This is a genomic window from Aggregatibacter sp., from assembly GCF_057314075.1.
Genome location: NZ_DBHLAR010000001.1, coordinates 67,027 through 78,549 on the forward strand (window position 1 = coordinate 67,027; position 11,523 = coordinate 78,549).

The following is an 11,523-nucleotide window of genomic DNA, read 5'->3' on the forward strand; positions in this document are numbered from 1 at the left end:
TTGAGCTGATTAAAATGTGAGGCTTAAATTGAAGCCTAATACCTTGCTTTTATGTTGAAATCCTTGTGGTACATGGAGCGCTTTGCCGGCGAAAATGTCGTAATTCAACGCCTTCCATCTGCCACGCAGGCCAATGCTGGAGCCAACCATTGAGCGCCCCAGTAATTCATCGGTTGCTTTACCACGCACAACACCTTTATCTAAGGTGAAATAAAGTTGCTGCCCGCTTTGGGCGATATGCCATGCCAATTCATTACGCCATACCCAACCGCGTTCACCTGAGAGGGTTAATTCGCCGTCGGTTCCTCGTACCGTATAACGCCCGCCAATACTGAACCGATCTTGCATGACCAACGGGGTTCGATTCCATTGCGCTCGCCAGAGCGAGTTGAAATGGAAAGATTGTGTCGCCCATTGGAATGGGTGGGTGAGCTCGATTTCTGTAGTGAGGATTTTCATGCGTGATGAACCTTCATTAAAGCGTTCTTCCGGATGACGTTTTGCATGATAGGCACCGGTTCCGCGCTTAAAGTTTGCATTGAATGCCAAGGTGGAATGGTGCCAATTAAAACGATGAGTTAATCCCATTTCCCAGCCGGCAGTTCGTTTACGCTGAATGTCGATTTCTGCCTGATTGATGGCGTTGGAAGATTGTCTTCCCCAAAGGGAAAAAGAGAGTTGGGTTTTGTGTTGTGCGTGACGAAATAGCACACGAGAAAGACTGATTTTGCTCGTTTCACTACGACCGGAATAGCGCATTTTAGCCCCATAGGCTGCGGCAACTTGTTGGTGATATTGATTCACGTTATGGGAGGCACTTAATTGCCAATAACGAAATGGAACAGAATAATAAAAGTGAACATTTTGACTGCGTCTAGGGCCCTTTTCATCTGAACCTAACCAATTTGGTCGTTTCATGGCATGCGTAAACCCTGCATAAAATAGGTCATTTGCCGTGAAAAGATTATCTAAAGAAAGGGTGGCTGAACCTTGTAATCGACCGGTTGCAGTGGAGCCGGCATCGTCCAAGCCTAGCGTTAATCGAAACGGAAAGCGTTGTGCGTATTGCACCCATAAATCACTTTCACCGGGGAGCGCATCATTCTCTTGCGTAGGAAGAAGTTCAAGCTTGGCATCTGCTGTCGGTAGGCGTTTGAAATTTTCTAAGGATTGCTCGATGTCATGCAGATTTAAAATGTCACCTTGTTGTGGCACGAGTGCTGTCCAGGCAGTGAGTGGTGTTAATTTTTTGACCGCACTTTGGTCTTCAAGTAAAACATGGCGTAGTCTGCCGGGAATCACAGTGAGCATCAATTTGCCGCCGTTGAGATCTTGCTCGGTGATGACGACCCGTGTGGTGATATAGCCTTTTTCAATGATGTTGTTTTGTATTTGTCTCATGAGATTGTTGAGCCCTTGTGTACCGAAACAATGAGGTAATGTGAGCGCTAGGCTGTCTTTGGCTTGTTGATAAGCCCATTGAAATTGACTTGGGTGATGTGCCTTATGGGAAGATGTGGCGTTGATATCATCGTTTATTTCAATTTGTGTAATGGGAAAGCAGGGCTGTTCCGTCTTTGGTAACGTCCATTTTTCCGCTGTCGATTTAGCAAGATGAATGGTGTTTTCCGCACGGTGCAGCACTTCTCGTTCTTTTTCGGCTTGTTGTTGGCGTTGTTGCTGTTGAGCATCTAGATTGTCTAGATTGGCGCTGAAATGATGATTGGCATAGCTTGTTTGGGCGCAGATAAAGCCAATAAAAAGAAAGAGTGATTGATAAATAATGCGCATTGTATGATTCCCCATGTAAAAAATGTCAGGAAAATAGGGAATCTTGGATAGCAACTCAATGTCATGAAAGTATTTTTGCGAGCCGGATCGCGATGATGAAAAATTATCGTAAAAATAAGTGTTTTTTTAACAGGAGAAATCAGGTCTGGTACAAAATAGTGGTATATTTGTGCGGCGTTACAAGAAAGGAATAATGATGGTTATGCAGTATCAAATGAATAAGTCACCACTTCGGGGTGAAAACATATTAGGCAGGCAAAAAATGCGTCTGATTTTCACCGCACTTTTGTTCTGCGCGCCCCTTTCTTTTGCTGCACCTAAAGAGGATTTATCAAAAATTCATCAGCAAATTCAACAACAAAAACAGAAAATTGAGCAGCAAAAGCGGGAACAGCAGAAACTACAGAGCACATTAAAAACTCAAGAAAATCAGATTAATAACGTGATTGGTAAATTGCGTCAAACGGAATCGGATTTAAAAGAAATTCGCAAAACGATCAGCGATACCGATAGACAAATCAAACAGTTACAAAAACAAGAAAAAGAGCAAAAAGCCAAACTAGCGAAGCAGTTGGATTCTGCCTATCGTTCCGGCACGAACCCATCAGTGGCGGAGCGAATGCTATCCGATAAAGGGCAAAATGCAGAACGCATGAAAGCTTACTATGAGCATTTGAATCAAGTTCGGATGGGGTTAATTGAGGAACTGAAGAATACGCAGGAGCAGTTAGCAAAACAAAAGGCTTCCATTGCAGAACAACATAAAACGCAACAGGCGCAGCTTGCAGGACAGAAAAAACAGCAGCAAGAATTGCAAAAAGTGCAGAAGGAACGGCAAAGCACATTGAACCAACTGAATCAAAACTTAACGCGTGATGAAAATAAATTAGAAGCGCTGAAAGCGAACGAAAATGCGTTGCGCCAAGAAATCCAACGTGCGGAACAGACGGCGCGTCAGCAAGAACAACGTGAGCGTGAGGCGTTAGCGCAGAAAAAACAGGCGGAAGAAACGAAAAATCACAAGCCTTATCAGCCAACAGCGCAAGAGCGCCAACTGTTGAATAGTACTGCCGGATTAGGTACCCCGAAAAAACAATATGGTTTTCCGGTGGCGGGCAAAGTCGTGAACAGTTTTGGTTCAACTCAAATGGGTGAGTTACGCTGGAAAGGTATCGTGATTGCGGCGGGCGCCGGTACACCGGTGGAAGTCATTGCCGACGGGCGGGTGATTCTCGCCAACTGGCTGCAAGGTTACGGTTTAATGGTGATTGTGAAACACGGTGAGAACGATTTGAGTTTGTATGGCTACAACCAATCAGTCGCCGTGAAAGAAGGACAGCTTGTGAAAGCCGGACAGAAACTCGGTGAAGTGGGCAATAGCGGCGGTCAATCGAAAAGCGGATTGTATTTTGAGATTCGCCGCAAAGGCGTGGCAGTGAATCCGTTAGGTTGGTTGCGATGACTTTGGCAATCAAAAAAACGTTGTTGTTGACGACCGCACTTTTATCGGCGTCCTTTGCTTATTCTGCTAAATTGGCCATTGTCATTGACGATTTAGGCTATCACGCAAAAGAAGATGCTCAGATTTTGGCGATGCCGAAAGCGGTGTCGGTGGCGATTATTCCGGCTGCACCTTACGCCAAACAACGTAATCAACAGGCGTTCCAACAAGGGCGCGATATTCTCATTCATATGCCCATGGAAACGGTGTCTAAAATGAAAATTGAAGACGGCGGTTTGCATTTGGGTATGTCGCAAGGGGAGGTGAGCCATCGCGTTCAAACAGCTCACAATATTGTCTCCAACGCCATTGGGATGAACAATCACATGGGCAGTGCGGCTACGGCAGATGGGCCTTTAATGACCAAATTAATGACCGCACTTCGTGAGCGTCATTTGGCTTTCCTCGACAGCCGTACCATTGGCCGCAGTGTGGCAGGTAAAATGGCAAAAGAACAAGGCGTGCGGACGTTAGATCGGCACATCTTTTTAGACGATAGTGACGCATTTGCTGATGTGCAACGACAATTTCAAGCCGCCGTGCAATATGCGCAGAAACACGGTATCGCCATTGCCATAGGGCATCCGCGTAAAAATACCATTGCCGTCTTGCAAGCGGGCATCGCCAATTTGCCGGCGGACGTTCAGCTTGTTTCTATGGGCAGTTTGTGGCGAAATGAAAAAATCGCACCGCCAAAACCTTTTATGCTTCTCTTTAGCGAAATGCCTTCGCCTACCTCCATTCCACCTTATACCGCAGTGCCATTGTTGCGTGGTGTGCCTTAGTCTTGCCGTTTGGTTAGACAGATGCTTTAGAAAGTTTCTGTAATAGTCTGTCCATCGCACGATAGCCAAGAGCTTCGGCTAAGTGTCGCTGGTGAATTTGCTTTTCCCCTTCTAAATCCGCAATGGTGCGGGAAACTTTCAGTATGCGGTGGTATGCCCGCACAGACAGCCCAAGCTTGGTCAGCGCATTTTCTAAAAATAACGCGTCTTTCTCTTCCAGTTTGCAATCTCGTTCAATTTCTTTGCTGGTTAAATGGGCGTTAATTTTGCCGGCACGTTGCAGTTGAATTGCGCGGGCGGCTAAGACTTTCTCTCTCACTATGGCACTGGATTCGCCACGGTCGCCGCTATTTTGCAGGCTACCTTGCGGTAGCAATGGCACCTCAATGGATAAATCGAAACGATCTAAAAATGGGCCGGAGAGGCGATTTAAATAACGCATGATTTGTTGTGGCGAAGTGCGGTTATGGGTGCCTTGATAATGCCCTGTCGGGCTGGGATTCATGGCGGCAATCAGCTGAAATCTTGCCGGAAATTGAATCTTGGCATTGGCGCGAGAAATGATAATTTCACCACTTTCTAACGGCTGGCGGAGGGCGTCCAACACCTTGCGTTCGAATTCAGGCAGTTCATCCAAAAACAACACGCCATTGTGTGCAAGGGAGATTTCCCCAGGTTTTGGAATCGAACCACCACCCACCAATGCCGGTGTGGAGGCGCTGTGGTGAGGTGCACGAAAAGGACGCTGTTTCCAGTTGTGAAAATTTAGTTCATTTTGTACCAAACTGGCCACCGACGCAGTCTCAATGGCTTCTTGATCGGTCATTTCCGGCAGTAATCCGGTTAAGCGACTGGCGAGCATGGTCTTTCCTGTGCCGGGCGGGCCTAAAAATAACAGATTGTGCTGCCCTGCCGCGGCAATCATTAAAGCGCGCTTGGCATGTTGTTGTCCGATGATGTCTGTCAGATCTTTGGGATTTTCAGGGAAAAAATCCACCGCACTTTGAGTTTTGATGTCACCGGCAAGAGGCAGCTCCCCTTGTTCATTAAGAAATTGCACCACCTCCAATAAAGAATTCGCGTAATAGGTTTCTTGCTCAGAAACCAGTGACGCTTCGTTGGCATTGCCTTGTGCAATAATGCATTTTCGCTTGGCTTGTTTTGCCGCCAGAATCGCAGGAATGACGCCATGTACGGCACGCAGTTGACCGGTCAGGGCAAGTTCGCCGATAAATTCAAAGTGTTTTAATTTTTCCGGATCGATATAACCAAAGGCGGCAATCATACCAATCGCAATAGGCAAATCAAAACGTCCGCCTTCTTTGGGTAAGTCTGCCGGGGCGAGGTTGACGGTAATGCGCTTGGCAGGATATTTGAATTCAGCATTGAGCAACGCACTGCGGACACGATCTTGGGCTTCTTTCACCGTTTTTTCCGGTAACCCAACCAGCGTAAAACTTGGCTTACCGTTGCTCAAATGCACCTCAATGGTGACCAGTGGCGCTTGAACGCCCATGGAGGCGCGACTGTAAACGATGGCTAAAGACATGTTTGGCTCCGTAATGCTGAAGAAAAAAGCGGAGCGCCAAAATAAAAAAAGTGCGAAATGAAAGAAATTCACACCGCACTTTTTTGCGATCAGAATCGCAGAAATGGCTTTTTTTAGGCAAAAATCGGGGCAAACCACGCATCTAATTTGGCGGCCAAGCGATCAATGCCGGTGCGTTTCAAGGCAGAAAACGCTTCCACTTGAATGTCCCCTTGGAACGGTAAAATCGCTTCACGCACCATTTTGACCTGTTTGCTGCATTCGCTTTGGCTCAGTTTATCCGCTTTCGTAAGTAGTAATAACACCGGCAGTTCGGAAGCCACTGCCCATTCAATCATTTGCTGATCCAAATCTTTGAGGGGATGGCGAATATCCATCAAAATCACAATTCCGGCAAGGCATTCACGCTTTTGCAAATATTCACCAAGGGCTTGTTGCCATTGCAATTTCATTTGTTCCGGCACGGCGGCATAGCCATAGCCCGGCAAATCCACTAGCTTGCATTGTGGCTCCACCTCAAACAAATTGATGAGCTGGGTACGCCCCGGGGTTTTTGACGTACGAGCAAGGTTTTTTTGATTCGTTAAGGCATTCAGTGCGGTTGATTTCCCTGCATTAGAGCGACCGGCGAAGGCGATTTCAACGCCGCTGTCTTCCGGCAGACTTTTGAGGTTCGGCGAACTGGTTAAAAAATGAGTTTTGTGATAATTCAGTTTAATCTCTGACATAATGTGCTTTGTGTCCAAGGTGATAAATTGCCGGCTAGGATACTTTATCAACCGCAAAAAAACGACAAAAAAATGCAAAAAAGGGGAGATTATGCGAAAATGTGCCCCGATTTTTCCTTATTTGAATCTAAATAAAATTTATTATGACACAGCAACATGTTTATCAATGGCCGGATCCTCATGCGTTATATCCGGATAGAAATCAGAAATCCTACCGTATGAAACGTTTTCGCTATCGCTTGCGTTCTTGGTTGCACTGGCAGGCAGTGAAAAAATTTGAAAGTGTGGTGAATAAAAAACCGTGGCTCGTTGACTTGCTTAATCAACGGGCAAATTTTAGTTATCCGTTAGTGCATCGTTTCTTGGATAAACGCTTTAATACGACACAACGTTTTGATGCCATGTGCGACAACCTGACATTTTTACCGGAAAAATTGACCGCACTTGGTTTGCCGCCATTGTGGCAACAAGCGATTTCTTTTGGTGAAGTGATCCCTGATTTTGAAATGCGGCTAACCATCACTGATTATCAGCCGATGGAAGGGTTTTGGACGTTAGAGCTGGTTCATTCACCAAGTCAAGAATTGGTTTATTTATTGACCTTCGGCAAAGTGCAACAGGCGCTTTTAATTGCGGTGATTCAAGGGCCGAATTTTGAAGGTTCAAAAGAAATGGTTAAATTGCTGACCAAGAAATGTCATGGTTTGCGTCCGGCTTATTTGATGGTAGAAGCCATGAAAGCCCTGACCAATGTGTTAGGTTATTCTGCACTGTGGGGCATTCCGCATAAGTATCAGAACAAATCCCGCATTGTGCAAAGCAAACGTTATGTGGTGGATTATGATGCGATTTTTGCGGAATCTGCCGGCACGTTAAAAGATTATTGGGAATTACCACTGCATTTTGAAACCAAAAATATGGACGATATTCCAAGCAATAAGCGTTCTATGTACCGTAAACGCTATGCCATGTTGGAGCAATTACAAGAAAATATGGCAGCTGCACTAAGCGTGCGCTAGGCATTTACCGTAAAAATGCGAGAAAAAACGACCGCACTTAAAAAAGAAGCCCATCAGATGATGGGCTTTTTGTTATCGGTTTAAATTGACCGCGCCTTGATATCCCAGCTGGCGCCAAGCTTCATATACGGTGACGGCTACGGAGTTGGAGAGATTCATGCTGCGGCTGTTGGCGGCCATAGGAATGCGGATTTTTTGTTCCTCCGGCATGCTGTTTAAAATGTCCATCGGAATGCCGCGGGTTTCCGGGCCAAACATTAAATAGTCGCCCAATTCAAATGTCACTTCACTGTGCGCAGGCGTGCCTTTTGTTGTTAAGGCAAACAAACGCTTGGGTTGCTCGCTTTGCAAAAATGCCTCGAAAGTTTTGTGCTTTTTAATGTCGGCAAATTCGTGGTAATCCAAGCCGGAACGGCGTAATTTTTTGTCGTCCCAAGTAAATCCTAGAGGTTCGATTAAATGTAAGCGAAAGCCGGTGTTGGCACATAAACGAATAATATTGCCGGTGTTTTGCGGAATTTCTGGTTCGTATAAAACAATATCTAACATGGTGTTCCTGATTGGTATAACAATAGACGGCTTATTATAGGCGTAAACCTGACCGGCTAAAAGCGTTCATAAAAAATCCTTATCAATGGTTAAAAAGGGATTTTTATTCTGATGTTCTCCGTGAAAAGCGTGTAAAAAAATGACCGCACTTTGCGTTTTAGCGCTTAAAAGTGCGGTCTTGTTTTACGATGTTTTTATAGGGGCTTCAAATTACCAGCCTTTCACCACGCCGTCTTTAAAGTGTTTTTTCGCTTCTTGTTCTACTTCCGGTGTTTGGTAAGCTTTCACGAAATCTTGGATAGCTTTGCTGTCTTTGTTATCAGTGCGTGCCACGATAATGTTCACATATGGAGAATCTTTATCTTCCACAAACACGCCGTGATCTTGCGCATTCAAGCCAACCTGACCGGCATAGTTGTTATTCACAACCGCTAAATCCACGTCGTCTAAAGCGCGAGCAGCAACAGAGGTGTCCACTTCTTTGATTTGTAAATGTTTTGGATTTTCAATGATATCCATGGAAGTAGAGAATAAGTTTGTGGCATCTTTTAATTTAATTAACCCTTGTTTTTCTAATAAGATTAACGCACGTGCCAAGTTACTCGGATCATTTGGTACAGCAACCACAGCACCATCTTGTAACTCATTTACGCTTTTGATTTTTTTGGAGTAACCTGCTAGCGGATAAACAAAGGTGTTGCCCACAATAACGAGATTGTTTAACCCTTTCGCTTGGGAATCTTTGTCTAAATACGGTTTGTGTTGCATGGCGTTCGCATCTAAATCGCCTTTAGACACGGCGGTGTTTGGTAAGGCATAGTCGTTAAATAAAACGTATTCTACGTCTAAGTTATATTTTTCTTTCGCAACTTTTGCCGCAATTTCAGCCACTTCGTGCTCAGGCCCTGCCATGACGCCGACTTTAATTTTAGCCGGTGCTTCTGCGGTTGGTGCAGCTTCCGCTTTTTTCTCTTCGTTACAAGCCGTTAATACAAATACGGAGGCAAGTGTTGCTACGCCTAATAGTTTTTTTAAGTTCATAAAAGATCCTCTTTTGATGTCAATGTTAAGTGAATTAACGATGATCGACGCGTTTTGCTAAATCATCGCCCAGTTTTTGTGAAATCATGACGAATACGACAATAATAATTGTGGCGACCCATTTTACGTACACCATGTTGCGGTATTCGCCGTAGTTAATGGCGAGACTGCCTAAACCGCCGCCGCCAACAATGCCTGCCATGGCGGAATAGCCCACTAAGGTAACTAAGGTCAGTGTGATACCGTTAATTAAGGTTGGTAGCGCTTCCGGCAAATAGAATTTGCGGATGATTTGCCAGTTTGTCGCACCCATGGCTTTTGCGGCTTCCGTTAAGCCTTTTGGTACTTCCACTAAGGCATTAGCGGTTAAACGTGCCACAAATGGCATAGCGCAAATGCTTAATGGGATAATTGCCGCCGTTGTACCCAGCGTTGTGTTCAAAATGAAACGGGTAAACGGTAACAAAATGATTAACAAAATAATGAAGGGAATGGAACGTCCAATGTTAATCACAATGTTCAAAATGAGATTTAAACGAGCGTTTTGCAGAATTTCGCCTTTGCCGGTGAGGAAGGTCACTACACCAAAGGGTAAACCGATGAGCACGGCTAACAGGGTAGATGCAAAGCTGATATACACGGTTTCATAGGTAGAAACCCACACCGCTTGCCACATTTGAGGCGTAAGTTGCGTTAAAAAATCATTCCACATAGCCTAATACCTCAACGCGTACGTTATTTTCCATTAAATAGATTTTGGTTTGTGTAATAGCGTCTTCGTCGCCTTCCACTTCAGCCACGGTAAAACCGAATTTCACACCGCCGGCATATTCAATTTGGGACGTTAAAATGCTTAATTCCACGCCGAATTTTTTGGAAGCTTGAGATAACAGTGGGGCATCCACAGAGCGTCCGGTAAACTCGAATTTTATAATCGGGTAAGACTTAGCGTGTTTTGGCGTGTGTGATAGATTTTCTAGATATTCATCAGGCAGATTAACGTTAAAGGTAGAACGAATAAATTCTTGAGCCAATTCTGTTTTTGGATTGGAGAAAATGTCGCTCACTGAACCTTGTTCTACGAGTTTGCCGTGATCGATGATGGCAACTAAATCACAAATGCGTTTGACAACATCCATTTCGTGGGTAATCAAAAGAATCGTGATGCCTAAAGTGCGGTTGATTTCTTTTAATAATTTTAAGATAGCGTGTGTGGTTGCCGGATCCAGCGCACTGGTGGCTTCGTCGCACAATAACACTTTTGGATTGCTTGCTAGTGCACGTGCAATGGCGACGCGTTGTTTTTGACCACCGGATAAATTAGACGGATACACATTTTTTTTATCGCTTAAGCCTACCAAAGAGAGCAATTCGTTGACTTTCGCTTCGATTTTTTCTTTCGGTGTACCTTCTAACTCTAAAGGTAACGCAACATTACCAAAGACAGTGCGGGAACTCAATAAATTGAAATGTTGGAAAATCATGCCGATATTACGGCGTTCCAATACCAGTTCAGCATCGCTAAGTTGAGTGAGATCTTTGCCATCAATGATGATGGAACCCACAGAGGGTTTTTCCAATAGGTTGACGCAACGAATCAGAGTACTTTTGCCTGCACCGGATGCGCCGATAACGCCACAGATATGCCCTTTCGGAATATCCAAGGAAACATTATCAAGTGCGGTCAGTTTTTTACCTGAAACGTCGAAAATTTTGCTGACATTCTTTAGCTTAATCATATAAGCCCTTTTACTGTTTAATTTTTATCAAAAAGAACTTTTTGTATTCTAGACGTCTAGAATGCTATGTCAATATTTATCCTCGTCATTCTTATAATTATTTATTCCGTGATAGAACAAAATAGCAGAAGGTTTGCACGAGATAGAAATAAAGAAGATAATCGGAGCGAATTTATATTTAAATAGGATAAAAAGATGAAGAAAGCGGTTTTTTTAGATCGAGACGGAACGTTGAATATTGACTATGGTTATGTGCATGACATTGATCATTTTCATTTTATTGAAGGAAGTATTGAGGCGCTAAAAAAACTGAAAGAGATGGGCTATTTGTTAGTGCTGGTAACAAATCAATCAGGCATTGCGCGAGGGTATTTTACTGAGCAACAGTTTTTGCAGTTGACGGAGTGGATGGATTGGTCATTGGCTGATCGCGGTGTTGATTTGGATGGTATCTATTATTGCCCACATCATCCGGAGGCAAAACTTGCAGCGTTTAAGCAGGACTGTGATTGCCGTAAACCTAAGTCGGGAATGTTATTGCAGGCAATTGAAGAACTAAATATAGATCCGGTTAGATCAATTATGATCGGCGACAAAGTTGATGATATATTTGCGGGGAAAGGGGCAAAGATTAATACGAATATTTTAGTAAGAACCGGCAAAGCGATTACGCCTGAAGGGGAAAGTACAGCAGACTATGTATTAGATTCCATAGCGGATCTGCCAAGGTTGATTTCTAAACAAAAGATCTAAAAAATAACCAATAAAAAAATATTTTCAAAAAAACGTAAAAAAGGGGTTGCAAGGTTGGGATAAATGCC

The 11,523-nt window shown here is 44.2% G+C and carries 11 protein-coding genes; 4 read left to right on the top strand and 7 right to left on the bottom strand.

The features are described from left to right. Positions 1 to 9 precede the first annotated feature (9 nt). The gene (locus ACO5E4_RS00310; RefSeq protein ID WP_485861672.1) at positions 10 to 1,791 is read right to left on the bottom strand and encodes a ShlB/FhaC/HecB family hemolysin secretion/activation protein; all 1,782 of its coding nucleotides are present in this window, start codon (positions 1,789 to 1,791) and stop codon (positions 10 to 12) included. Positions 1,792 to 2,053: 262 nt separating this feature from the next. On the opposite strand from ACO5E4_RS00310, the gene envC reads away from it, so the two are divergent. Both envC and ACO5E4_RS00320 read left to right on the top strand, forming a co-directional pair. Further along, positions 2,054 to 3,253 carry a murein hydrolase activator EnvC gene (gene envC, locus ACO5E4_RS00315; protein WP_485861673.1) on the top strand — a complete coding sequence of 400 codons (1,200 nt, stop codon included), beginning with the start codon at positions 2,054 to 2,056 and terminating at the stop codon, positions 3,251 to 3,253. After that, positions 3,250 to 4,077 carry a divergent polysaccharide deacetylase family protein gene (locus tag ACO5E4_RS00320; RefSeq protein WP_485861674.1) on the top strand — a complete coding sequence of 276 codons (828 nt, stop codon included), beginning with the start codon at positions 3,250 to 3,252 and terminating at the stop codon, positions 4,075 to 4,077. The genes envC and ACO5E4_RS00320 overlap by 4 nt, the downstream gene beginning before the upstream one ends. A 13-nt stretch (positions 4,078 to 4,090) precedes the next feature. Here ACO5E4_RS00320 and ACO5E4_RS00325 read toward each other — a convergent pair whose 3' ends face one another. Together ACO5E4_RS00325 and yihA are read right to left on the bottom strand one after the other, a co-directional pair. After that, positions 4,091 to 5,626 (bottom strand): YifB family Mg chelatase-like AAA ATPase, encoded by a 1,536-nt coding sequence (locus ACO5E4_RS00325; protein ID WP_485861675.1) that lies wholly within the window; start codon positions 5,624 to 5,626, stop codon positions 4,091 to 4,093. Positions 5,627 to 5,739: 113 nt separating this feature from the next. Next, complete coding sequence (yihA, locus tag ACO5E4_RS00330) at positions 5,740 to 6,354, bottom strand: ribosome biogenesis GTP-binding protein YihA/YsxC (protein WP_485861676.1); 615 nt, start codon at positions 6,352 to 6,354, stop codon at positions 5,740 to 5,742. A gap of 143 nt (positions 6,355 to 6,497) precedes the next feature. On the opposite strand from yihA, the gene ACO5E4_RS00335 reads away from it, so the two are divergent. After that, positions 6,498 to 7,373: a VirK/YbjX family protein gene (locus tag ACO5E4_RS00335; RefSeq protein WP_485861677.1), complete on the top strand. Its 876-nt coding sequence runs from the start codon at positions 6,498 to 6,500 to the stop codon at positions 7,371 to 7,373. 72 nt (positions 7,374 to 7,445) lie between these two features. Here ACO5E4_RS00335 and trmL read toward each other — a convergent pair whose 3' ends face one another. From trmL to metN, 4 genes are all read right to left on the bottom strand, one after another. Next, positions 7,446 to 7,922, bottom strand: a complete 477-nt coding sequence (gene trmL / locus ACO5E4_RS00340; RefSeq protein WP_485861678.1) for a tRNA (uridine(34)/cytosine(34)/5-carboxymethylaminomethyluridine(34)-2'-O)-methyltransferase TrmL — start codon at positions 7,920 to 7,922, stop codon at positions 7,446 to 7,448. Positions 7,923 to 8,132: 210 nt separating this feature from the next. Next, positions 8,133 to 8,963, bottom strand: coding sequence for a MetQ/NlpA family lipoprotein (locus tag ACO5E4_RS00345; RefSeq protein ID WP_485861679.1), 831 nt, complete (start codon positions 8,961 to 8,963; stop codon positions 8,133 to 8,135). A gap of 34 nt (positions 8,964 to 8,997) precedes the next feature. Then, complete coding sequence (locus tag ACO5E4_RS00350) at positions 8,998 to 9,675, bottom strand: methionine ABC transporter permease (RefSeq protein WP_109433400.1); 678 nt, start codon at positions 9,673 to 9,675, stop codon at positions 8,998 to 9,000. Further along, a complete protein-coding gene (gene metN, locus ACO5E4_RS00355; RefSeq protein WP_485861680.1) occupies positions 9,665 to 10,702 on the bottom strand; it encodes a methionine ABC transporter ATP-binding protein MetN in 1,038 nt (345 codons plus the stop codon). Before metN ends, ACO5E4_RS00350 begins: the two co-directional genes overlap by 11 nt. 195 nt (positions 10,703 to 10,897) lie before the next feature. Here metN and gmhB point away from each other — a divergent pair, with 195 nt between their 5' ends. Beyond that, the gene (gene gmhB / locus ACO5E4_RS00360; protein WP_485861681.1) at positions 10,898 to 11,455 is read left to right on the top strand and encodes a D-glycero-beta-D-manno-heptose 1,7-bisphosphate 7-phosphatase; all 558 of its coding nucleotides are present in this window, start codon (positions 10,898 to 10,900) and stop codon (positions 11,453 to 11,455) included. Positions 11,456 to 11,523: the final 68 nt, after the last annotated feature.